Source organism: Mucilaginibacter endophyticus (assembly GCF_003351025.1).
GTDB classification, from domain to species: Bacteria; Bacteroidota; Bacteroidia; order Sphingobacteriales; family Sphingobacteriaceae; genus Mucilaginibacter; species Mucilaginibacter endophyticus.
On sequence record NZ_QPCG01000007.1, the window covers coordinates 134035 to 159090 of the forward strand.

The following is a 25056-nucleotide window of genomic DNA, read 5'->3' on the forward strand; positions in this document are numbered from 1 at the left end:
AAGACTGTGTTTTGAATGATATAGTTACAGGAAAAATTTACATTTAAGTTGAAATTAAATGTGAAAGGGTTTAATGTGATGTGTATGAATGAGGTAGGGGGATTGGGATTTTTATAAGTCGACGATAATTGAGCGCTGGTTTGTTTTTCGGTACTCTAACGGTGTTTGCCCGGTTATCTTTTTAAAATGCCTGTTAAAATTAGAGTGGTTACTAAAGCCTGAATCATAGCAAACAACAACCATACTGTAATCGGTTTCTTTAAGCAAGCGGCATGCATAGTTTATTTTCACTTCCAGCAAAAACTCAAAGTAGCTTTTCTGAGTAAGGTTCCTGAAGTATTTACAAAAGGCATTTGGGCTCATGTAAATAATGGCCGCAACCTCTTTCAGCTTGATGGTTTTGGTGAAATTATTCAGGGTGTATAAATAAATTTTAGTCAGCCGCTGTTCATCCAGCTTATTGTAAGTGTTGACGGAAGGGGCAGAGGTAAAACTGGTATGCTGCTGACTAAGGGCTATGCCATTAAATAACCTCATTAGCAAAGGTAAGTGGTCATATTTTGGCGCATTCATCAGCTCTCTCAGCCGGGCGAGGATTGTTGGATGTTCATTAGGATGGATGACCAGGCCACTCATACAATCGCTGAACAATTGATTGATCAGGTAATTTTCGGGCAGGGCCATAAAGGCGTTGCCAAAAGTGTCGGGATTAAAGTGTAAGGTAAGCAGCCGCACAGGCAATTCATACTTTCCCATTTTGGTTAAAGGTTTCAGATACGCAAACGACTCAAACCGCAGCATGTGCGGAACATTGCTCCCAATCATGATCATCGTACCACCCACAATCTGCTCAATTTTTTCATGGATCATGATGGTACCCTTTCCTTCTATAACATAAATCAACTCTACCTCATTGTGGGCGTGCAGGTCATTCAATCCATGATAAAGCGACGATTCCTTCAAACTGAAGGACTGTTCACTATTGCCTGAAATTCTGCTAAAGATAAAATCCATGTTATATTATATGAATATCTTAATTGTGTTCAATATAAGGATAATATAGTATCATTTTTAAATAAGATTTACACATTTACTCCATTGCTGCCAAAATACCTTTACTGAAAAAACAAACATTATGCAGCAGGAAAAATTCACCCTCAGGTTAGTGGAAGCCGCTATCAGGGATATTGAGGCAGTTGGCGGTAAAAATGCATCTCTCGGCGAAATGCTTCAAAACCTTGCTCCGTCAGGTATCCGGATTCCGGATGGATTCATTATTACAGCTTCTGCTTATCATCGGTTTATAACATTCAACCATCTGGATAACACGATCCGTGAGAGGATCAACGCCACAGATACAGATAACCTGCAGCAACTGGCAGCATGTGGTTTAGCCATCAGGACACTGATCAGCGATGGTAGTTTTCCTGACGAAATGGCTTCGCAAATAAGCGAGGGATATAAACAACTTTGTTTACAGTACCGGCAGGAAAACGTTGATGTAGCAGTCCGTTCTTCTGCAACCGCCGAAGATTTACCCGATGCCTCTTTTGCCGGCCAACAGGATACTTACCTGAACATTAGCGGTATCGAGAATGTATTAAAAGCAGTCAAAAACTGTTTCGCATCCCTGTTTACCGACAGGGCTATCAGTTATCGTAAAATGTTCGGATATGATCATTTCCAGGTGGGGCTATCCGTTTGTATCCAAAAAATGGTACGCTCTGATCTCGGGGTGTCCGGTGTCGCTTTCTCCCTGGATACAGAAAGTGGTTTCAAAGATGTTATTGTTATCAATGGCTCTTACGGTCTGGGCGAAATGATTGTTCAGGGTTCAGTGAATCCTGATGAGTTTATCGTGTTTAAACCTTTGCTGAAAAGAGGTTTTAGTTCCATCATTGAAAAGAAGCTCGGACAGAAACATCAGAAAATGGTTTACGGAACAACGGCTGATGAGCCGGTCAAAGTGGTTCCTGTTTCTGCTTTCGAAGCCGCATCCTTCTGTCTCAATGATGATCAGATTATTGAATTGAGCCGTTGGGTTGCCATTATTGAGGATTATTATTCTGTTCTTAAAAAGAAATGGTGCCCCATGGATATTGAATGGGCAGTGGATGGGATTTCGGGTGAGCTCTTCATTGTACAAGCCAGGCCGGAAACAATTCATTCGCGCCGGGAGATTGGTTCGGTAGTTTCCTATCAAATACATGATGAAAGCCGTCATGAAAAGATTTTGCTCAAGGGGATTGCTGTTGGCGATAAAATAGCCACCGGAAAAGTTCATTTATTGGAGGGCCTGGACAGGGCGGGAATTCAACACATCAATTTCAAGGAGGGCGATATCATGGTTACCGACATGACCGATCCGGATTGGGAACCTGTTATGAAAAAGGCGGCCGCTATTATCACCAACAAAGGTGGCAGAACCTGCCACGCCGCTATTGTTGCCCGTGAGTTGGGCGTACCGGCCATTGTTGGCTGCGAAAACGCTACAGCTATTTTAAAAACAGGAATGAAAATTACGGCTTCATGTGCCGAAGGGGAGGCTGGAATTATTTACGACGGGATAATAGCTTATGAAAAAACAGAGCAGAAATTCACCTCCCTGCCTGAAATTAAAACGCCGTTGATGATGAATGTAGCCTCACCCGAAATGGCCTTTCATTACGCCAATTACCCAAGCTTGGGGGTGGGGTTGGCCCGAGAGGAGTTTATTATCAATAATTATATTAAGGTACACCCCATGGCTTTGCTTAAGCATGAAAGCATTGGCGACGCGGAACTTAGCAGCTACATAGCAGAGCAAACCAGGGGATATGCCAATGGCGAAGAATTCTTTATCGAAAAATTATCATATGGCATAGCCAGGATAGCCGCAGCCTTTTATCCAAACAGGGTGATTGTCCGTTTCTCCGATTTTAAGACAAACGAATACGCCAATATGCCCGGCGGTAAATATTTTGAACCTGAAGAGGAGAACCCGATGATAGGCTGGCGTGGAGCTTCCAGGTATTATTCAGATGCTTACCGGGAGGCTTTCGGTATGGAATGTAAAGCCATACGGAAAGTGAGGGAAGTAATGGGCCTTAATAACGTCACCGTCATGATCCCATTCTGCCGTACCGTTGGGGAACTGCTGAAAGTTTACGAAACCATGGAAGCATATGGATTAAAAAGGGGCGAAGAAGGATTGGAAGTTTACCTTATGGCCGAATTGCCCTCCAATATTATCCTCGCGCAGGAGTTTGGTAAATACATCGATGGTTTCTCGATAGGCTCAAATGATCTTACCCAACTTATTCTTGGGCTCGACAGGGATTCTGCCTTGGTTGCCGGTCTTTATAATGAACGTAATGAAGCCGTGAAAACCATGATCTCATCGCTGATCCGCACCGCCCGGGATATGAATGTTAAAGTAGGGATCTGCGGTCAGGGGCCATCTGATTTCCCCGAATTCGCCCGCTTCCTTACCGAAGAGGGGATAGGTAGTATCTCGGTAACTCCTGATTCTTTTATGAAAACGGTAAAGGTTATTAGTGCCGCCGAAACCAGTCAAAGCAAGCTAAATCAGCCGGTTCCTGAACCTATTTTCTGAGCGTACAAAAAAAAGAAACAGTGATGAAACCACAATTCAAAACCTTAGACCAGTTTATTATCGAAAAACAGGCTGATTTTCCTAATGCCAAAGGTGAGTTGTCGCGCTTGCTAAGGGATCTCGGCATCGCGGCAAAAATAGTGAACCGGGAAATCAACCGGGCCGGGCTTGCAGGGGTATTAGGCGAGACTGACTACATAAACGTCCAGGGCGAATGCCAGCAGCGCCTGGATGTTTATGCCAATGAACAGTTTATAACCGCACTAAAAAGGGGAAGTGAATGCTGTGCTGTTGTTTCCGAAGAAAATGATGAGCCTGTTATATTTGATTCACCGTTACCGGGAAAAGGAAGCTATATAGTCGCGATCGATCCTCTGGACGGCTCTTCAAATATCGACGTAAATGTTGGAGTAGGTACCATATTTTCCATTTACCGGCGCGTTAATAGCGATGCAATAAAGCCACATGATTTACTCCAGGACGGAAATCAGCAGATTGCAGCAGGTTATGTTATATATGGTTCGTCGACCATGCTTGTTTATACCACGGGAAATGGGGTTAACGGATTTACGCTGGATCCTTTTTTAGGCGAATTCTGCCTGTCGCATCCCGATATGATGATCCCCGATCAGGGTAAGATCTATTCTGTTAACGAGGGGAATTATAACCGTTTTCCTGAAAGCGTCAAACAATACATCAGGTATTGCCAGGAAGAAGATCAGCCCACCGGTCGGCCATATAGTTCAAGGTACATCGGCTCTTTGGTTGCTGATTTTCACAGAAACCTGATTAAAGGTGGCATCTTCATTTATCCGCCCATGATTGGCGCCCCAAATGGAAAATTGCGGCTGGTTTACGAATGCAATCCAATGGCTATGATCATAGAGCAGGCTGGCGGAGAGGCATCCGACGGGCAAACAAGAATCCTTGATCTCGAAGTAAGGGGACTTCATCAGCGTTCGGCCTTATTTATCGGCTCAAAAGTTATGGTAAAAAAAGCCATGGAGATGATAGAGTTATATAGCGAAGTGTACCAAAGTTGACTGATTATTATAATTAACTATTAAGGGACTGGCTAAGGTTGAGGCTTTAGCCAGTTATGTTTAAAATTGGGTAATTGTACTAATGACAGATAATACTTACCTTGTGTGGGCATTGTGTTGCAACCCAATTGTTAACCTTAATAATTAATATCTATCTAATGTTTGTATTTAAAAAATACCAAACGGCTGTAATTTTCAGTTGTTTGGTTTTTGCAACTTTCATGGCTTCGGCGCAGTCTGATAGCCGGCCTAAGCGTATAATTAAGCCGCTTGCATTTCAGCAGGTAAAAATAAACGATGGTTTTTGGAGCCCCAAAATGAAGGTATGGACAACCAAAACCGTATACGATGTTTTTGACAAGCTGGAAGGGAAATATGAACCCGATCGTCCGGATATTATAGCCGAAAAGGCAAAGCTTGGCCGCACACGTAACGCCTTTCTGAATTTTGATATGGTTGCGCAGGGTAAAAAAAATACCGGCAATCATGATGGCCCGCCTTGGTATGATGGCCTGGTTTACGAAACTATCCGTGGAGCCGCTGACTTGCTCGCGGAGCATCCTGATCCCGCACTGGAAAAAAAAATAGACGGCTACATCGACCGCATTGCCGCCGCGCAAAATGCCGATCCGGATGGTTATATCAATACATACACCACACTTGTACGCCCGGATAAACGTTGGGGTACCAATGGTGGCGATGATAAATGGCAGCATGATATTTACAATTCGGGCATGCTGATGGAAGCTGCGGTGCATTACTATCGTGCTACCGGCAAAACTAAACTTCTTAATGTGGCTGTTAAACTCAGCAATTATATCTGTACCCAGATAGGGCCAGCGCCCAAAAGCAATGTTATCCCCGGTCACGGTGGGCCGGAAGAGACGTTGCTGAAACTGTACCAGCTTTTTAAAGAACAGCCTTCGTTAAAAAACAAGATAACCGCCCCGGTTAAGGAAGAGGAATATCTGGCCATGGTAGAATTCTGGATTAACGACAGGGGCAACTATGGCGAAGCGGATGGTAGCCATGCCCGTAAAAGTGATAGTTCCTACAACCAGGACCACATGCCCGTAATCCAACAAAAAACTATTGAAGGGCATGCTGTAAGAGCAACATTGCTTGCCACGGGTGTTACAGCTACCGCAATGGAAACCGGTGATGCCGCATATGCCAATACTGCTGTTAACTATTGGAAAAATATGGCAGGCAAAAGGATGTTCATAACAGGGGGAGAGGGCGCCATTGCCGATGGTGAACGCTTTGGAAAGGATTATTTCCTGCCCGAGTCGGCGTATCTGGAAACCTGCGCATCCATTAGTGCCGGTTTCTTTAGCCAGCAGATGAACGAGATGGAAGCCGATGGCAAATACATGGATGAGTTTGAGCGTATCATTTATAACAATTTCCTTTCGGGCATATCGCTAAACGGACAGCAGTATTTTTATGAAAACCCGCTTGTGGGCAACGGCAACAAGCGCTGGGCCTGGCATGATTGTCCTTGCTGCCCGCCAATGATTTTGAAAATGGCAGGGGCTTTGCCTCAATACATTTACGGGTACGATGGTAGCGATGTTTATGTAAACCTGTTTATAGGCAGCGACGCATCGCTGAAAATAAAAGGCGAAGATGTGTTGATTAAACAAACCACGGGCTATCCATGGAAAGGAAATGTAAGGTTAGAAATTAACCCGCAAGGCGCTAAAACTTTTGCCATGAAGGTAAGGATCCCCGGATGGGCCGAAGGCAAAGAAAATCCATTTGATCTGTATTCCTCAAATTTAAACGGGAAACCGGTATTAAAGGTGAATGGCAAAGCTATGCCTGTTGATCCGCAAAATGGCTATTTAACTATAAGCAGAGCATGGAAAAAAGGCGATGTTGTCGAGCTGCAATTGCCGATGGCACCACGCCTGGTTGCCGCCAATGATTCTGTGCAAACCATCAAAAATAAACTGGCCATTGCATCGGGCCCGGTCATTTATGCTTTTGAAACTGTAGATAATCCTGATCTAAAAAATTATACCCTGAATCCTAACGCAGGTTTGAAACTAAGCTATAAACCGGAATTGCTTAACGGTGTAAATGTTGTAACCGGCAATGTAAGGGATAGTGGGGGAAAACAGGTGAGCATAACCGCCGTACCTTTTTACACCTTAGGTAACAGGCAACCCGGCTCTCCTTATGAAGTTTGGATCAGGAAAGGCAGTGATCAATAAATAAATATTTAAGCAAGCGCCCTTTAATTTTAGATCTTCTACATCGATGAGAAAATATTCTATCTGTTTAGCAGTATTAGCCAGCTGTTTTAACGTAATTACCTTTAATGCCTGCAGTCAAACCACGCAATTGGCGGCAGGTGTTCAGAAAGTGACTTCAGGAACAATTGATAAGTTTACGCCCTACAGCTTTTGCAGCGAACAGCCTATGAGCGCGGCCTTGAGTGAGTTGCCTGCCGGAAAGCTGCCTTTTAGTGTCGACGATATCAAAATAAAGATTAATGACAGGGGAGTAGTAGTGGAGGTACCCTTAGATGACACCGAGCAGTTGTATGGATTTGGGATGCAGATAGGCTCGTTTAATCAACGGGGATTAAAAAAGCGCCCTATTGTTAATGATAATCCACTGAATGATCTGGGTTATACGCATGGTCCCACAACCTTTTACGTATCAAGCAAAGGGTATGGTATTTTAATCAATACTTCGCGTTACACTACTTTTTATTGCGGGAACACCTCAAAGCTCAATAAAAGCAGGAACGACGCTAAGGAAAGTAACGGTGGTAATTCGGTTGAGGAATTATATAAAAGCGATAATAAAGCTTCAGGATCTGTAACGGTTGATATTCCCGGGGCGAAAGGGATTGAGGTGTTTGTTTTTGATGGCCCAGATCTGAAAACCGCGGTACAGCGTTATAACCTGTTTTCGGGCGGAGGAGCCTTGCCTGCCATATGGGGGCTGGGTGTAAAGTATCGGGTTAAGGCTGATTTTAACCAATACCAGGTTGATAAAATGGCTGCTTATTTTCGCGAGAATCATATCCCCTGCGATGTTTTAGGTCTGGAGCCACGCTGGCAAACCGCTTCTTATTCCTGCTCTTATGTTTGGAACAAAAGCTTTTTCCCTACGCCTAATGCGTTTATTGACTCCATGAAAAACAAGGGCTTTCACATCAACCTATGGGAGCATGCCTTTGTATCACCTAAATCGCCGCTGTATGAGCTTTTAAAGAATAAGGCAGGTAATTACCTGGTTTGGAACGGCCTGGTTCCTGATTTCGCCGATACTGCCGCAAGTAACCTTTTTGCCAATTATCACAGGCAAACATTTGTACTGCCTGGAATTTCGGGTTTTAAAATGGATGAGTGCGATAACTCAAACATTGCTTTCGGGAGCGGGGCCTGGAGCTTTCCGGAGCTTAGTCAGTTTCCGTCAGGTATTGATGGTGAGCAGATGCACCAGCTTTTTGGCCTGCTTTATCAAAAAACGATCTATGGCATATATAAAAAATTGAATCAGCGTACTTATTTGGATGTTCGGGCTTCAAACACCTTCGCTTCATCATATCCGGCAGCTTTATACAGTGATACCTACCTGCATGACGAATATATCCGCATGATCCTTAACTCCGGTTTTGCGGGTATGATCTGGTCGCCGGAGGTGCGTGAATCCAACTCTATAAAAGACTTTATGCGCAGGAGTCAAACGGCGGTGCTTTCGGCACAAACGCTGTATAATTCGTGGTATCTGCAAAACCCGCCCTGGCTACAGATCAACAGGGAAAAGAATAACAAAGGCGAACTGATGGATAACGCTAAAGAAGTTGAAGGAGATATTCGTAAACTGCTGAACTTTAGGATGAGCCTGATCCCATACCTGTACAATGCCTTTGCCGATTATCATTTTAAAGGCATTCCGCCATTCAGGGCTTTAGTAATGGATTATCCGCAGGATAAAAATACGTTCAATTTATCAGATGAGTACATGATTGGCAATGATATCCTGGCCGCTCCCTTAACCGAAAAAATGGACGAACGCCAGGTTTATTTGCCCGAAGGCATATGGTACGATTATAATACTAATCAAAAGTATGACGGAGGTAAATCGTATACCATAAAACCCAGCCTTACCCAACTGCCTATATTTATTAAAGCCGGAACTATTTTGCCGCTGGCTAAACCGGTAGAGTTTGTTGCACCCGATACCAAATTTGAAATTACCTGTTATGTATACGGGAATGGAAACAAGGCTTCTTTGTTTGAAGATGACGGCCTGACTTTTAACTACGAGAATGGCGCTTACAATACCGTAAACCTTGTTTGGGGTAAGAATAAAGGAGATGTTAAGCGTACCGGCAAATTCAAAACCAGCAGATATATCATTAAAAACTGGCAGGTGATTAATTGAAAGATCAAGGTAAACAGAAAGGGCCTGTACATCGCTGTGCAGGCCCTTTCCGTTTATAGCTTAAGCTGTTTATTTTTTGCTCAACAACTGGATCTGATAGCTAAAACTTGCGTCCTTAGCGTAAACCCTGTATTGCTCTAATGGTTTCGGTCCGCAGCCATTTGAGCCAACACCCAGCGTTTTATGGCTGATACACAATACCGTGCCCTTGCTTTTAGGCAGATCAATCTTGTATTCAACATCGGTCATTTCCTCATCGCTGTATGGCAATGCGGCTGCCTGGAATAACTCGCCGGTTTGTTTAATGGCAATGCCCGAGCCTTTGGCACCAAACACTTTGGCCCAGCGTACATCTTCGTGATTACCGGAATCCATTGGTTTTTCATACGGTGTCATTTGCTTAGCAACACTGCTTGAATAATGACCTACATCAAAACCACTTTTTCTGTCGGCATAGTTTTCCATCTCGCCACGGCCAAAATATTCAAACTGATCAAGATCTTTTTTCAGGAATAAACGTACACCCAACCTGGCCAGTACCAGTTTAGGATCGGCGTTAAAGCTTACTTTGTTATCAGCTTTGATAATGCCATCGCCGTTAATGGTGTAGGTAACTTCATGGTGCACCACGAAATCCTTTTTACCGGTACCGGTTAAGCTGGCTTTTATCTCAACTTCGCCGTTGGCAAGCTGTTTGCCTTGTACGTCGCTTGTTTTCCAGGTTATTTCTTTTAAGCCGTATTTCACCCAGTCTTCATAAGCCCACATATCGTCAATACGATGTGGCGCGCGCCATAGGTGCAGCATTGGGCCGCCATTATCCTGCAACACATTTTCACCGTCTTTTTCCATTTTAGTGAAAGTGCCCTTAGTTACATCAAACTCCAGTGCAAAGCCGGTTCCTTTTACCTTGATCTTATTATCCTCGTTTGATAGGCTCAATTTACTTGTTGCAGCCGGTTCTTTAGCAGCAGGTATAGCTACAGGGAGCTCCAATTGTTGCGCTGCTACTTCATAACCTTTTTTAGCCCACATATTATCGGCAGCCTGGTCAAATGAAATCCTCAGAAAATATTCTGCTCCGGGTTTAGGAGTAACCGTGTATGGGATTTTTACATCCAGTTCCTGACCCGGTTTGATTTCTTTTAACGGCAGGTTACCTGAAGATATGATTGAGCCATTTTCACTTACAGCCCATTTGGCTGCAAAGCTGTTGAGGGTTATAAACTGGTAGCGGTTTTTAATAGTAACGATACCGTTTTTCAGGTCTTTAGGGTGGATGCTGATCCACTGGTAAGCATGTTTCAGCTCGGGGTAAGGGGGTTTTAACGACCTGTCTGAAAACACAACGCCTTTATGAATAAAGTACCTGTCGTTTGGATACTCGCCAAAACCACCGCCAAAAGCGGTTATCGGGTGTTTAGGATCGCGGTTGTTGTAGATACCCTGATCCTGCCACTCCCAGATAGCACCACCCAATAACTGAGGATATTTATCAAACAGATCATTGTAAATATCTACCGAGCCCATAGAGTTGAACATGGCGTGTGCATACTCGCACAGGTAAAACGGCTTGGTTAAGGTATTATCGTTAGCATGTTTTTCAAGATTTTCTACATCGGTATACATTTCGCTGTCCATATCGGCAGGGTTGTTTTTACCTATACCAAAGCCCTGGTAGTGCGTAGGGCGACTTGGATCAATATCTTTGATAACTTTCAATATCGCCCTGAAGTTTGAACCACCGCTACCGCACTCATTACCCAAGCTCCAGATAATAACAGACGGATGGTTTTTGAAATTCTCTACGTTGGCAACATTTCTGTCAATCAATGCGGCTTTAATCCTCGGCTCTTCATTAAATTCATCCCATGCACCGTGGCTCTCCAGGTTGGCTTCGGCCACAAGGTAAATGCCATACTGGTCGCACAACTCATACCAGCGCGGATCGTCGGAGTAATGACAGGTACGTACGTGGTTACAGTTGGCTTGTTTTATCAGTACAAGGTCCCTGATCATTTGTTCTTCGGTAACCGCATGACCATCGTTAGGCCAGTTTTCATGACGGTTTACACCCTTCAGTTTAATTGGTACACCGTTAACCAGGAACAAACGGCCTTTGATCTCAATACTCCTGAAGCCTGTACGTGATGACAGTGTTTCAATGGCGTTAGCTCCGTCATTAATTTTAACAACGGTGGTATAAAGCTTAGGCGTTTCTGCCGTCCATTTTTGCGGGTTGTTTACATGAAAGCTGGTTTCAACAACAACCTCTTCACCTGGCTTCAGGGCTGGGATAGCCTTTTTAGCAGTTGCTCCCGGAACCGGTACGCTGCCGTTGTATAAAGCTACATCCAATACACGGGCTTTAACCGCGGCAGTACCGTAGTTTTTTACTTTGGTTGATACTACAACATCGGCATTTTTATACTGCTTATCCAGATCGGTTTTAACAAAATAATCCCTGATATGCTCCTGCGGACTGCTCCAAAGGGTTACATTTCTGAAAATGCCGCTTAAACGCCACATATCCTGGTCTTCCAGATAGCTGCCGGTGGTAAAGCGGTAAACTTCTACAGCTAAAGTGTTTTTACCGGGTTTGATATATTTGGTAAGGTCAAATTCGGCGGCATTACGACTGTTAACACTATAGCCTACCTTTTTGCCGTTCACCCAGATAAAGAAGCCGGCATCAACACCATCAAATGTGATAAAAATGCGGCGACCGCTCCATTCGGCAGGCACGGTAAAATCACGGCGGTAGCTGCCTACCGGGTTTCGCTCTTTGTATGCGGTATACTTTTCGGACGGGGTGCTCATTACCCGTGGAAAATCTTTCTGGAAAATATAGGTAAAGTTGCTGTAATAAGGTGTGCCATAGCCTTCAACCTGCCAGTTGGACGGTACTTTGATATCCTTCCATTTGGATACGTCATAGTCGGGTTTGTAAAAATTAACCGGGCGCTTTTGTGGCCAGTCTACCCAGTTAAATTTCCAAAGCCCGTTCAGGCTGCGGCTGTATGATGACGCATGACGATTACCAGCCAAAGCTTCTTTCAACGAAGCGTAAGGCATTAACGTAGCATGGCTGGCTTCTTTATTGATACCGATGTTTTCAGGGTCTTCAATTTCTTTAGGCACAGACGCGGTATCTGATTTAGATAGCCCGTTATCCGATTGCTGAAAACCGAACCCTGCTTTATGGCTAAAAACAAAAATGGAAAGCAACAAAACTCTGAGGATTTGCTTGCTAAAACGAGATTTGAACATAGGTGTGTATATAATGGTTGATATGATTTAAACTTTATATAACAGATCAAAGACAAAGAAATATAAAATTTAGATCATAACAACTGTCATTTACACATATTTATTTCATGCTCCTTTTTGTTTTAACTTATCAAGCACCCTGTTACCTACCTTATTTCCCTGGATAATGCCATTATCAATAGCATCCATAAAGTGAATGCCTCCCCAAAACCTGGATATAGCCGCCTCTTTAGCTGCCTGGGTAAAGGAGCTAAAATGTCTTGGCGGTATGCCATAACCGATCTCGACATTATCGGTATATTTAAAATTGTCGCCAAAATAGTGTGTGAGGATCACTGCCGATGCTGATGAAACTACCGAATGGCCGCTGATATATTCGGGAAACGGAGGTGTTTGCAGTAAAGGTTTCCAATGCGGATCGATATACTGGCGGATGGCAGTTTCCGGGCGGATGCGGTTAGTACGGTATTTATCATCCCAGCAGCAAATAAACGCGTCTGTTAGGCCTATGGCGACAACGGTATTTACTTCAATAGCTTTTGAAAAGCTTGCTTTAGTTTGCTTGCAGGCAATATTGGTGATGCCCATCCAATGTGCTCCCGGCGAGATCTTTTTGAGGCCGATAAGCATGTGCCCATCATTTTGAACCGCGAAAGGATTGCAATCCCAAAAGTTGGCGATATCTTTTTCCTCCTGTTTCAAGCCGTCGCCACTTTTAGTGTAGCTCAATTGCAGGAACTTATAAAAAGTTGAGTTTTTATAGGTAGAAAAAGGAATAGGTGGATCAGGCACAAATTGCGCCGCCGAATCGAGCGTAAATGGCCGTACCGTATTAAAATAAGGTTCAACAGGCAGCATATAGGCAGGAGGGGTGAGGTCCCAGCTGCCGGGCGTATGCTTAAGTTTATAACGCGGGTAGTTGTTTATCTTCCGGTACCCATCGGCTTTAGCATAAGCCAGGATCTTTTTGCTGATGAATTTAGCATAGCTTTTTGAACTATCGATCATTTCATCGCTAAAGCCAATTTTGCGGCACGAATCTAAAAATGTGCCTTCGTTTTTAAGCATCAGGCTTCCTGATGGCTGAAGCTTTCCGGCGGTTTCATACATGGCCAGTATAGCGCTCAACTGGCTGTTATAGCCCGAAATCTGTTTCGGCGAGGCGATAGCAGGATAATCATTCAGGACGCCGTGCATGCTTTTAACCTGCTTATCATTTTGCGATAAAACTTCATAACCCGCTAAGCATGTATAAGCAAAAAAACGGGATGCCAAAGGCGGATTGGTTACATCGTGGATCATTACATCGGCCATTTGACCAATCACCTTGCTAACATCTCCGTTCCCTAATGGTTGAGGCGGTGTTTTATGGCAGCCTGCTATAAATAAACCAAGCAATGCTATGGATAGATATTTTTTCATGATTTTATTACTGTGGTTTATAAGCTTTCAGTTTGCCTTTATCCATGCTGAACAACAGGAGATCATTTAATGGCAGCACGCCCCTTACATCGCCTTTTAAACTAAAGCCCGATTGCTGTTGGCTAACATAGCTATAGCCGCCTTTTCCGTCACCCTTAAGCAGAACCCCATAATTGGCATCGTACTTGCCAAAGCGGATCCGGGCATGGTTCATATTTCCACAAAGTAACAGGTCGTTTTTGCCGTCACGGTCATAATCAAGAGGGGTTATGGTATAAACCGGGCTGTATTGGGCCTGGATCGGAAGCGCGGCTTCACGCAGTTTGCCTTGTCCGTTGCTGATAAAAAGGGTAGTAGCAAGATGATTGGCGCTCAGTTTCTTTACGCCCTGCAATTCCTCCGGGGTAAATATTTTATCCACCGTAGCGTCAGCATAGCTTTTATAATCGGGGAAACGGGTACGCATCATGCTCATTTGGTCAAGCATTTCATCGCGGGTTACGTAAGGATAACTTGTGTGCTGAATGTAAAAGCAAAGAATAGGATCAACGGAGCCGTTGTCGTCAAAATCTTTGTATAATAATTCCGCAGGCTCGGTGTCACTGGCTTTACATTGGGTGTTTAGACCAAGGTTTCCCGCAACAATATCCGGATGCCCGTCACGGTTTACATCACTTACCTGGATACAGTTCCACCAGCCGGTATATTTTTTATCAAAGTACTTGGTAGTGGCATCGCTAAGTTTACCGTTGCTGTTTTCAAAAACGGTTAATGGCATCCATTCGCCGGCAACTATTAAATCGGGCTTTTTATCGCCATTCATATCAACCCAGGCGGCATCAGTTACCATGCCTATGTTTTTCAATGCCGGATTATAAGCAGCGGTTTGATTGCTGAATTTCCCTTTACCATCGTTTATCAAAATATAACTTTCGGGTGTTTCGGGATATTGCCCCGGAATTACCCTGCCACCTACAAAAAGATCCACAAAGCCATCGCCGTTAATATCAGCCACTTTTACACAGCTTTTGCTGCTTGCCATTTTGGGCAGAGCGTCTTTAGCTTTCGTGAAGTTTCCTTTGCCATCGTTAAGGTACAGCCTGTCCTGCAATAAAGCATCGTCAGGTTTGTAATCGGCATATCCGCCCGAACATACATACAAGTCGGGTTTGCCGTCATTGTTCGCGTCAAAAAACACGGCGGCGGCATCGGTACTTTTCTTGTCGGCTTCGAAGGCTGCTGTTGCCTTAGCTGCAAATTTGCCATCCTTTTGCTGCAGATATAAAACGCCTGCTTTATCGTCATGTCCGCCAACATACACATCTTCAAACCCATCGCCATTTACATCGGCTTTGGCCAAAACGGAGCCGGAGAATGAAATAGAGTTGATCAGCAATGGTTGCCGTTTAAAATCATTGGTGGTGTTATCGCTTTCTGCAGATATTATAGGCGATGGGATTTCTTTAAAAATAGGTTTTACAGGTTGAGATGCTGGATTGGAACCTTTAGCATCTTGCTCGTTCAGCGTGATCTGTTTATCGGCTTTTACATTGGTAAGCAGTTGTGAGCCGCCGCGCTGCCAGGTAATCCTTAATGAATCTATCTGTTTATCCTTGCCTAAACCAAAATGCAATACAGGAGATACGCTTGACTGGAAACCACGTGTCGGCATTTGCTCAAGGTACTGTCGTTTGCCGCCATTGTATATAGAAACTTTAGCACCAATACCTTGTGTGTTGCCGCCTGCACCTTTCAGGCTGATAGCTAAGTAATGGTTGCTGTTTTGTTTGGCTGCCTGGTTTTCATAAACAAAGGCTGGCTGATTGATATTGTTCACTACCAGGTCAAGGTCGCCATCATTATCCAGATCCACATATGCGGCACCGTTACTGTTTGATGGCAGGGTTATTCCCCATTGCTGGCTGACATTCGCAAAAGTAGTATTGCCATTATTTTTAAACAGGTAGCTTTTAACCTGCGATGAAGGCATTTGGTTTACGATATTTAACAGGTCTTGCCGCATAACGCGCCTGTCTTTCAGGTTATCGCCCATAAACTTTAAAAAGTCCATGTTGGTATAATCGCGGGTGTAGCCGTTGCTCACAAAAAGGTCTTTCCAGCCATCGTTATCATAATCGGCAAAGAGGGGCGACCAACTCCAGTCGGTATTGGAAACACCAGCCAGCTGACCAACCTCGCTGAAAGTATTGTCGCCGTTGTTGACCTGCATCATATTGCGCATGTACTGGTAATAAAAGCCAACCCGCAGGTTTAAGTCAAACGCCTCATAGTTGTCAATACCGAACAGTAGCTTTTGGCGCTTATTATCTTCTGGCAGCATGTCCAGGGTGTAAATATCCGGTTTGCCATCGTTGTTGATATCGGTAACGTCATTGCCCATCGAGTAAAATGATGTATGCCCGATCTGCTTCTGTAATTCGTCGGTAAACGCGCCTTTGGCATTGTTGATATACAACCTGTCGGGCACGCTGTAATCATTGGATACATAAATGTCCGGCCATCCGTCGCCATTGATATCGGCAATGCCTGCAGCCAGACCGTAGGATAAAGGATTATTAACGATCCCGGCGTTAGTAGTGATATCTGTAAAACGGTTATTGTCATTTCTTAACAGACGGATACCCGATTCGGCATCCCTTTTAGCAGATACATCCTTAACATAAATATCATCGATGATACTGATGCGAGCAGGGTTATGGTTAACCAGCAGCAGGTCGAGATCGCCGTCGCGGTCATAGTCAAAAAAGTAGGCCTGGGTACTGAACGAAGGGAAATCAAGGCCATAATCGGCAGTCATGTCTTTAAACATGGGATTGCCATTGGCATCGTTGCCCTGGTTGATGAACAACTGATTGATCCGCTTTTCGGCCCTCACTTTGCCTGAGTAGCAAAGGTACAGGTCGAGCTTGCCATCGCCGTTAACATCGGCCATGGTTACTCCTGTTTTCCACGGACCGGGGCGACCAGCCACACCGACTTCGGCGGTAATATCTTTGAACTGCATGTGGCCCTGGTTCAGGTACAATTTATTATCGGTCATGTTTCCGGTAAAATAAACATCGGGCAGTCCGTCGCCGTTCAAATCGCCGGTGGCTACACCACCACCATTATAAAAATATTCGTACATCAACACGTTGGTATTGAGGCCTTCGGTTAAAGTATTGGCGAAATCAATGTGCGTTTGCTCCTGCGGGAGCAGTTTAAACAGTGGTTGGGTAGAATCGGTGCCAGGCTCATGGCTACATCCGGCGGACATTACAAGGGTACACAATCCCCCCAATATTAAAAAAGTTCTGTTTTTTTGCTTTTTAAGAGATAGAGAGCGCCGGAATATCTTCATTTTGGTTTAACTATGGTTACGGCAATTGGGGGCCGTTAAATTTGTTGTCAAGATAACAATTATTCGGAGTTTTATATAGGCTGGGAGATTAGTTCTTAAATACTTTTCAGAGATTTATTTAATCTTCACGGTTGGCGCTCTTCAAGAAGAATCGCGCGCTATTGTACATTAATTAAAACCAAGGTTATTTAGTTTTTGAAGAAGATTTAAAAGCAATCTCTGATCAATTTTATAAAAAAAGGATGACAGATAAATAAATATGTATAATTTGGCGATGTCCTAAATCAATTTAGCAGATCAATTAAAACGCTAATTAAACCTATCAATGAACAAACCAATTAAAATCCTGCTCAGTTTAACGTTATTAATTATTTTCAAGGCAAACACGGTAAATGCCCAAACTCAACCGGTGTATACTAAGTATGTAAATACTTTTATAGGTACCGCGCCGCTCAATGACCCTAAAATTTTAGGTTATGAATTGCCCAAAGGATGGCGGTCATGGGCCGGGCTTACTTTTCCGGGTAGCTCATTGCCCAATGCTATGGTGCAATTAAGTCCTATGACAGCCTATGGCTCTGGGGCGGGTTACCAGTATGAGGACTCGGTTATTTATGGCTTTACGCATACCAATAAAGGGCACTGGAATTTGTGTAATATCCCGATTTTGCCGGTATCAAATCCGCAGGGAAGCAAATTCGGGTCAAGGTTTTCGCATAAAAAAGAAAGCTCGGCACCGGGGTTTTACCAGGTATATCTTGAAGATTACCAGGTAAATGTGAGCCTGACCTCGACCTTAAGGAGCGGTTACCATAAATACGAGTATAAGAACAACACCAACAGGCAAATTCTTTTTGACCTGGGCAAAGCCAACAGCAGGGTATCAACCTGGCGTATAGAACAGGTAGGCCCGAATGCTGTTCAAGGTTTTCAAGGTGGCGAGAACGTTTATTTTTATGCCGAACTAAATACCAAAATAAACAAATTAGAAAAAACAGAGGAAGGTCAGCGCAGTGGGTATGCGATGCTGTATTTAGCCGATGGAAGTACTGGCTCGGTTGAACTTAAAATCGGGCTCTCGTTTGTAAGCGAGAAAAACGCTAAAGAGAACCTGGAGAATGAGATAGGCAGTAAAAGCTTTGATGCTATTCGTAATGAGGCGACACAGACATGGGAAAAGCTATTGGCTAACATACAGGTTAAAGGCGGAACCGAGAAACAAAAACGCATGTTTTATTCCTGCCTGTACCGTTCGTTTTTGTGGCCTGCATTACGCAGCGACGTAAACGGCGAGTTTACCGATGCCAAAAGAAATGTAGTGAAAACAGGGGCAAGGTACTATACAGAACCATCGTTATGGGATACTTACCGGAATAAAGATGTGCTGCTTGGGTTGATCTCGCCTGATGTAACGCTTGATGTTATTAAATCATTAAAAGATGTTGGCGATAAAACCGGTTTCATCCCTACGTTTTTTCACGGTGATCACGGTGCTTCGTCCATCGCGGGAGCTTACCTGAGAGGTATCGATAATTTTGATGTTGAAGGCACTTATAAATTGTTGCTAAGAAACGCCAATGTTGAAGGCGGTGCGCGTCCGTACATTACCGAGTATATTCAGAAAGGATATATCTCTGATCCTGACATTGCCAAACCCGAGGTGGAAACCAAAGCCAAAGCAGGAGTTTCAAAAACGCTGGAGTACTCATACGACGATTATTCGGTAGCACAGATAGCCAAAAAATTAGGTGATACCGCCAATTACCGCATTTTGATGGCGCGTTCAAAAAACTATAAAAACATGTTTGATCCATCTACCCGGTTTATGCGGGGTAGGTTGGAGAACGGCGAATGGATCAGGAACTTTGACCCTCAGCATCCGTATTATGAATACATGTACCGCGAAGCTAATGCCTGGCAGGTATCCTTCTTTGCGCCGCATGATATGCCGGGCCTGATCAAGCTTTACGGCGGGCCAAAAGGATTCGAATCAAAGCTTGATTCGTTATTTACCCTGCCATGGAACCCTAATTATATTGCCCGAAATGTAGAAACTATGATAGGTCAGTATTGCCAGGGTAACCAACCCGATCATGAGGCACCGTTCGCTTATATTTTTATCAATAAACCGGCAAAATCGCAAAAAATAATCGACTATATTTTGAACAACCTTTATGGTATTGGTGACGAAGGGTTGGAACTCAGCGGGATGGATGATGCCGGCGAAATGTCATCATGGTATGTTTTCAGCGCGTTAGGTTTATATCCTTTTTCGGCAACCGATCCAAAATATATTGTTACTGCCCCCTTGTTTGATGAAGTGAAATGGACAACCAGCAATGGCAAAACTTTAACCATCAGCAAGCCGGGAAAAGGCAGGGCTGTTACCTCGGTAAAAGTAAACGGAAAGGTTAATAACGGATATTTTGTGTCGCACGATTTGTTTAAAACAGGCGGTAAAATATCAATATCTACAAACTAAAAAAACGACTTTTCAAGGCCATAGCCCCGTTATTGTATTTGGTAACGAGATTGTGGCCTTGAAAAGTCAATAGTGCCTGATTTTACCGGAGAACTGTTTTTGATTTTTCGGCAACATGCCTTAATATTGTGCGTTCTTTCATGAACATCTATCTAAATGAGCAGAAAAACGGTAAATATCTTGATATTAAGTGTTGGGGTGCTCATGCTTCTGATCCGGCCTTACCTTGTTTACCAACTGACAGGTTATGAAAACAAAGGGAAAAACCCTGTTAAAACCATCCTGCTGCAAAGACTGATCAAGAAGAAGGATGAGCACTATGAGCATTCTGAAAACTCAGCAGTCGAAATCCAAATCCGCAAGCTTAACTTTAAAGTCCCGGTAAAGCCAACTCCATTTTTGCGCCTCCGTGGCTTAGTGTCAGCTTCTTATGTTAGCTCAAATATCCACGTTAACAAAGCGCAGCTTACATTGCTCGTTAAGCCGGGAAAATATCTTTTAAATTTCTTATCCTGTTTTCGTATCTGATTAATAGCTTATGATAATTGCGTGCTCATCAGCGTGTATTATAGCATCGCAATACTTTTTCTGTTGCACAGATTGATTTTTAAAAGCTTATTACATGAAAACCATATTTTTTACTTTTCTCTTTCTTGCTACGCTTGCAATTGCACAGGCACAGCAATTAATAACCTGGCCGGATGGCAAAAAGGCAGCCATTATCCTTACTTATGATGATGCTTTGCCCTCGCAATTGAAAATTGCAGTACCTGAGCTTAAAAAAGAGAAATTGACAGCTACCTTTTTCCTGACAAGTGACATCGACAGCACCTCAATACCCCAATGGCGAAGCCTTGCTAAAAAGGGCTATGAGTTGGGTAACCACACTGTGTTTCACCCTTGCGCGGGAACGGATGACAACCCTGTTCCTTCTGATCATTATACCGCATACCAAATCATTCGGGAAATTGAGGTAATGGACAGATTTTTATACGCGGTTGATGGAAAAACCAAAAGGACATTCGCCTATCCGTGTGCCGAAACTATTGTGGGTGGGAAGGACTATGTAGATTCTCTCCGGAAGTATACCTTGGTTAAATATGCCCGGGATGGCGGCGACTCAACAGCTTTTATAACCGATTTTAACCATCTTGATCCTTTTCGTGTACCTTCTTATGGATTAGAAGGTGGCGAGACCGGGGCTCTGCTTATTGCCTTTGTAAAAAAAGTGCAGCAAAGCGGTGGTTTGGGTATAATAATGATTCACGGTGTAGGCGGCGATTATATCACCATTTCTGCCGAAGCCCATAATGAGCTTATCCAATATCTGAAAGCCAACCGGAAAGAGATCTGGATCCCGACTTTTCAGCAGGGTATGGATTACGTGAACAAGCAAATTCCTTTAAAAGCACAAAAACTATAACTTCAAAACATCAAAACGAACTATGAAAAATTTTAACAGAAGGTATTTTTATATTCCGGCTGCCTTAGCACTCGCCACTTGCCTGGGCATTACTGCGTTTCGTGACCCGGAGGCACCCGCTATTAATAAGGTGCAACATGTGGTTGTCATTTATATGGAAAACCACAGCTTTGACAACCTGTGGGGCCAATTCAAAGGTGCCGATGGGCTTACATCAGCAAATAAAGAAAACGTTATCCAGATAGACGCGGAAGGTAAGCCTTATACTACTTTGCCACCGGTGCCGCGCAGCAGCGCTTTCCCTACAAACCTGCCAAATACTTATTTTAATATCGACCAATACGTAGCTGCCGATCAGGCTACGCCCGATGTTACGCATGCTTTTTACCAGGAGCAAATGCAAATAAACGGCGGTAAGATGGACAAGTTTGCGTTATATAATTATACCAAAGGTTTAACCATGGGATATTATACTACTGCTAAACTACCGTTGTATGAACTGGCGACTAAGTATACGCTTTGCGATCACTTTTTTCACAGCGCTTTTGGCGGCTCCTTTCTTAATCACCAATGGTTAATTGCGGCTGCTTCACCAGAGTTTCCTAACGCCCCGGAAAATATCAAAGCGCAACTGGATGCATCCGGAAAACTGATTAAAGACGGATCGGTAACGCCGGATGGCTATGCTGTTAATACTTCTAATTCTGTAAACCTGCATCCTAAAGGTGCCAATCCTGCAACTCTGATTCCTAATCAAAATGGCCCAACTATTGGCGACAGGCTTACCGATAAAGGAATTTCATGGGCCTGGTATTCAGGTGGCTGGAATGATGCGGTAGCAGGTAAAGCCGACCCAACCTTCGCTTACCATCACCAGCCATTCGCTTATTTTACTAAATATGCCGAAGGTACTGAAGAAAGAAAAAAACACCTGAGAGATGAAACCGAGTTTTTGGAAGCAGCAAAAAAAGGCACTCTACCGGCAGTATCTTTTGTTAAACCTATAGGGCTTGAGAACGAGCATCCTGGTGCATCTACAGTTACAGCCGGTGAAAGCCATGCCGTTAAGTTAATTAACGCGGTACTGAACGGGCCAAATGCTAAAGACGTGGTTATAATCCTCACTTACGATGAAAACGGTGGTTTTTGGGATCACGTTGCGCCACCGAAAATTGATAAATGGGGACCAGGTACAAGGATCCCCGCATTGATCATTTCGCCATTCGCGAAAAAAGGTTTTGTTGACCACACTAATTACGAAACGGTAAGCATTATGGCGTTTATAGAAAAAAGATGGGGGCTGAAACCGCTTAACAGCCGCGATCAGCATGCCGATCCCTTAAGCCATGCGTTTAGCTTTTAAGGCTATTTCAGCAGGCCTCCTGGTTGTCACCGGGTTGGGCCTGCTGAGTTTTCATAATACCTCGGCGTCCGTATCTGAAAATGTGCGTGAAAAGCTGGTACTACAGGCTGATAGTTTTTTGACCGCGGTACACAGTTTGCAGTCGGCAGCAGCAAGTGGCAACAAACAGGTGTTGCAGCAGCGGTTCAAAAATGTACGGTTGGCCTATAAACGGATAGAATGGGCTACAGAATACTTTGATCCCCTTACTTCGCGGCAGGTTAACGGGCCTCCGGTACCCGAAACCGAGCTTAGCGGCCTGGTTATCCAACCGGAAGGTTTGCAGATCATAGAGCAGTTTTTGTTTCCTAATTTTAACCCTGCTTCACGGAAGCAGCTTAGCGCATCGCTGGCTAAGCTTGAGGTTAATGCCCGGGCATATCAGAATTATTTTGCACAGGCCGATTTGCAGGACTGGCAGATCATGGATGCGCTTAAATTGGAGGTATTTCGGGTAGAGGCCTTGGGCTTGAATGACTTTGATGATCCCCTCGTTCATCAGTGTTTTGCAGAATCGACGGCTGCGCTTAAAAGTGTAGGGGTTGTTACGATGTACTACGTACAGGATAATAACGATCCGTTGCATGAACTTTTCGATCACGCTATAGGCTATCTTTCCAGGCCTGTTGTTTTTGATCATTTTGACCGGGCTGCATTTCTTACCCTTTATGCAAATCCCTTAACAAGGGCTTTAACTTATTTACATAAGCAGTTGAACCTGCCCGATGTCCGTTACAACCGTTTGTTGAACCAGGATGCGGAAACGTTATTTGATGCAAACGCTTTTAATCGTAATGCTTATATCGCCGCCCCGGAGGATTCTGTTACCGAAAAAAAGATAGCGTTGGGTAAAAAATTGTTTTTTGACCCTCGGTTGTCCGGCACCTTAACCCGTAGCTGCGCTACCTGTCATCAACCCGATAAAGCGTTTACTGATGGTATGGTTAAAAATCTGGATATTACCGGCAAAAAAACAATTTTCCGGAATACGCCAACGCTGATCAACGCGGCGTTACAGCCCGCTCAGTTTTACGATCTCCGCGCAGCTTCGCTGGAAGATCAGGTTGTTGATGTAATAGGTAATCGCGATGAAATGCATGGCGACATTAAGCTCTCGACCAAAAAGCTGTGGCAGGACAAATATTACACCGGGCTTTTTAATGACGCTTTCCCGATAAAAGACAGAACAGCTATCGATACAGGAGAAGTGATGAATGCTTTGGCAAGCTATATCCGAAGCCTTACCGCCTTAAATAGCCGGTTTGACGCTTATATGCAAGGCGATCGGCAAATGCTGAATCAAACGGAAATCAACGGTTTTAATATTTTTATGGGCAAGGCGCGTTGCTCAACATGTCATTATCTGCCATTGTTTAATAGCACGCTTCCGCCAAGGTATGTGCAAATGGAAGCCGAGGTGATTGGTGTGCCGAAAATCAAAAATGGTAAAATCATTGATCCGGATCCGGGACTGTTTGGTATTCAGCCATTGGAGTTTAACGAACACGCCTTTAAGGTTACTACCGTGCGCAATACCAACAGAACTGCGCCATATATGCACAATGGCATTTATAAGACGCTTGAGGAAGTAGTTGATTTTTACAATGAAGGCGGAGGCGCTGGAATGGGGCTGAAAGTCCCTAACCAAACACTTTCTGCAGATAAACTTCATCTTACTGTTAAAGAAAAAAAAGAACTGAGCGCTTTCATTAAAGCACTGGACAGCCATAATTAAATTATCCGCGATTTTAATGACCGCTTCGTTATTTTATTTAGTTGCTGTCGGGCTATATTTGCCGCCATGGAAATTTCAAAGCTTGAGCAATTAACCAATCTGAGTAAAGGATATAAAGCTTATTTATATGATTGTGACGGCACCCTGGCCGACAATATGGGGGCGCACAAGGAAACCTATATCAAAGTAGCGGCAAATAAAGGGCATGTTATTGAAGGAGATATCATAGATGAACTGGCGGGATGGCCGGTGATCAATGTAATTGAGGAGATAAACAAAAAATACGGGACAGACTTTGACTCGCTGGAGTTTAAGGAGTTGAAATATAAATTGTTTCTGGACGAATATATAGCGCATACTTTACCCATAGTCCACGTGGTAGACCATCTGCGGGCGCACGTAGGTAAAGTAAAGATCGGCGTGGTATCCGGCAGCGGCAGGGTTGCTGTGGAAAAGACGCTGGAAGTGCTTGGGATAGCATCGCTTATTGAGGTTATGGTTTGCGCCGGTGAAACCGAGCATGGAAAACCTTTTCCAGACCCTTTTTTGAAAGCGGCGAAATTGCTTGAGGTTAATCCGGAAGATTGCCTGGTATTTGAAGATGGCGAAGCGGGAACCATAGCTGCCACGGCGGCCGGTATGAACTGGGTCCGTATCGACCACTTATAGAACAAGACAAATTCAGGCTTTTATTCTCCTTTGGTTTTTTCTTCTTTTTTGAAATGGGCCCGCGCTTGTTTCAGACCGGTTGCGATGGCTTCGCCCTCGTTGCCGGTTGTTTTTAGCACTTCGTTTGCAATCTCGGTTGCCTTATCCCTTATTTTTTTAGGTTTGATTTTTGTATGATGGCGGGTAGTCGCCGTTAAGCCATGGCATAATTCCTCCTTTTTTATGCTAACAATTTGCCGCGGGTTTT

The 25056-nt window shown here is 44.0% G+C and carries 14 protein-coding genes; 10 read left to right on the forward strand and 4 right to left on the reverse strand.

Features of this window, described 5'->3' with window-relative positions; all coding sequences use genetic code 11:
* Positions 1-111 precede the first annotated feature (111 nt).
* Positions 112-1014 (reverse strand): AraC family transcriptional regulator, encoded by a 903-nt coding sequence (locus DUL71_RS25215; protein WP_114940639.1) that lies wholly within the window; start codon positions 1012-1014, stop codon positions 112-114.
* A gap of 121 nt (positions 1015-1135) precedes the next feature.
* On the opposite strand from DUL71_RS25215, the gene ppsA reads away from it, so the two are divergent.
* The 4 genes from ppsA to DUL71_RS25235 all read left to right on the forward strand — a co-directional run bounded on the left by ppsA (position 1136) and on the right by DUL71_RS25235 (position 9045).
* Complete coding sequence (gene ppsA / locus DUL71_RS25220; RefSeq protein WP_114940640.1) at positions 1136-3595, forward strand: phosphoenolpyruvate synthase; 2460 nt, start codon at positions 1136-1138, stop codon at positions 3593-3595.
* Between the two features lie 23 nt (positions 3596-3618).
* A complete protein-coding gene (gene fbp, locus DUL71_RS25225) occupies positions 3619-4638 on the forward strand; it encodes a class 1 fructose-bisphosphatase (RefSeq protein ID WP_114940641.1) in 1020 nt (339 codons plus the stop codon).
* Between the two features lie 158 nt (positions 4639-4796).
* A complete protein-coding gene (locus DUL71_RS25230) occupies positions 4797-6857 on the forward strand; it encodes a glycoside hydrolase family 127 protein (protein WP_114940642.1) in 2061 nt (686 codons plus the stop codon).
* A 46-nt stretch (positions 6858-6903) separates the two neighbouring features.
* Complete coding sequence (locus DUL71_RS25235; RefSeq protein ID WP_114940643.1) at positions 6904-9045, forward strand: glycoside hydrolase family 31 protein; 2142 nt, start codon at positions 6904-6906, stop codon at positions 9043-9045.
* Between the two features lie 69 nt (positions 9046-9114).
* Here DUL71_RS25235 and DUL71_RS25240 read toward each other — a convergent pair whose 3' ends face one another.
* From DUL71_RS25240 to DUL71_RS25250, 3 genes are all read right to left on the reverse strand, one after another.
* Positions 9115-12315 (reverse strand): glycoside hydrolase family 2 TIM barrel-domain containing protein, encoded by a 3201-nt coding sequence (locus tag DUL71_RS25240; RefSeq protein ID WP_114940644.1) that lies wholly within the window; start codon positions 12313-12315, stop codon positions 9115-9117.
* 105 nt (positions 12316-12420) lie between these two features.
* On the reverse strand, positions 12421-13737 hold the full coding sequence (locus DUL71_RS25245; protein ID WP_114940645.1) for a vanadium-dependent haloperoxidase: 1317 nt from the start codon (positions 13735-13737) through the stop codon (positions 12421-12423).
* Positions 13738-13744: 7 nt separating this feature from the next.
* Positions 13745-17014 (reverse strand): VCBS repeat-containing protein, encoded by a 3270-nt coding sequence (locus tag DUL71_RS25250; RefSeq protein ID WP_114940646.1) that lies wholly within the window; start codon positions 17012-17014, stop codon positions 13745-13747.
* Positions 17015-17423: 409 nt separating this feature from the next.
* Between DUL71_RS25250 and DUL71_RS25255 the strand changes: the two genes are divergently transcribed.
* The 6 genes from DUL71_RS25255 (at position 17424) to DUL71_RS25280 (ending at position 24809) form a co-directional block, all read left to right on the forward strand.
* Positions 17424-19580: a GH92 family glycosyl hydrolase gene (locus DUL71_RS25255; protein WP_114940647.1), complete on the forward strand. Its 2157-nt coding sequence runs from the start codon at positions 17424-17426 to the stop codon at positions 19578-19580.
* 156 nt (positions 19581-19736) lie between these two features.
* On the forward strand, positions 19737-20108 hold the full coding sequence (locus tag DUL71_RS25260; protein WP_114940648.1) for a hypothetical protein: 372 nt from the start codon (positions 19737-19739) through the stop codon (positions 20106-20108).
* 94 nt (positions 20109-20202) lie between these two features.
* A complete protein-coding gene (locus DUL71_RS25265; RefSeq protein ID WP_114940649.1) occupies positions 20203-21003 on the forward strand; it encodes a polysaccharide deacetylase family protein in 801 nt (266 codons plus the stop codon).
* Between the two features lie 22 nt (positions 21004-21025).
* Positions 21026-22366 (forward strand): alkaline phosphatase family protein, encoded by a 1341-nt coding sequence (locus DUL71_RS25270; RefSeq protein WP_114940650.1) that lies wholly within the window; start codon positions 21026-21028, stop codon positions 22364-22366.
* Entirely contained in the window at positions 22350-24140 is a 1791-nt protein-coding gene (locus DUL71_RS25275; protein WP_114940651.1) for a cytochrome c peroxidase, read from the forward strand. The genes DUL71_RS25270 and DUL71_RS25275 overlap by 17 nt, the downstream gene beginning before the upstream one ends.
* A 66-nt stretch (positions 24141-24206) precedes the next feature.
* Complete coding sequence (locus DUL71_RS25280) at positions 24207-24809, forward strand: HAD family hydrolase (protein WP_114940652.1); 603 nt, start codon at positions 24207-24209, stop codon at positions 24807-24809.
* The last annotated feature ends 247 nt before the right edge of the window (positions 24810-25056 follow it).

Coding starts and splice junctions, on each gene's coding strand:
- DUL71_RS25235 (WP_114940643.1), top strand. CDS start 6,904: ATGAGAAAATATTCTATCTGTTTAGCAGTATTAGCCAGCTGTTTTAAC.
- DUL71_RS25265 (WP_114940649.1), top strand. CDS start 20,203: ATGAAAACCATATTTTTTACTTTTCTCTTTCTTGCTACGCTTGCAATT.
- DUL71_RS25215 (WP_114940639.1), bottom strand. CDS start 1,014: ATGGATTTTATCTTTAGCAGAATTTCAGGCAATAGTGAACAGTCCTTC.
- fbp (WP_114940641.1), top strand. CDS start 3,619: ATGAAACCACAATTCAAAACCTTAGACCAGTTTATTATCGAAAAACAG.
- DUL71_RS25230 (WP_114940642.1), top strand. CDS start 4,797: ATGTTTGTATTTAAAAAATACCAAACGGCTGTAATTTTCAGTTGTTTG.
- DUL71_RS25280 (WP_114940652.1), top strand. CDS start 24,207: ATGGAAATTTCAAAGCTTGAGCAATTAACCAATCTGAGTAAAGGATAT.
- DUL71_RS25260 (WP_114940648.1), top strand. CDS start 19,737: ATGAGCAGAAAAACGGTAAATATCTTGATATTAAGTGTTGGGGTGCTC.
- ppsA (WP_114940640.1), top strand. CDS start 1,136: ATGCAGCAGGAAAAATTCACCCTCAGGTTAGTGGAAGCCGCTATCAGG.
- DUL71_RS25275 (WP_114940651.1), top strand. CDS start 22,350: ATGCGTTTAGCTTTTAAGGCTATTTCAGCAGGCCTCCTGGTTGTCACC.
- DUL71_RS25250 (WP_114940646.1), bottom strand. CDS start 17,014: ATGTCCGCCGGATGTAGCCATGAGCCTGGCACCGATTCTACCCAACCA.
- DUL71_RS25255 (WP_114940647.1), top strand. CDS start 17,424: ATGAACAAACCAATTAAAATCCTGCTCAGTTTAACGTTATTAATTATT.
- DUL71_RS25245 (WP_114940645.1), bottom strand. CDS start 13,737: ATGAAAAAATATCTATCCATAGCATTGCTTGGTTTATTTATAGCAGGC.
- DUL71_RS25240 (WP_114940644.1), bottom strand. CDS start 12,315: ATGTTCAAATCTCGTTTTAGCAAGCAAATCCTCAGAGTTTTGTTGCTT.
- DUL71_RS25270 (WP_114940650.1), top strand. CDS start 21,026: ATGAAAAATTTTAACAGAAGGTATTTTTATATTCCGGCTGCCTTAGCA.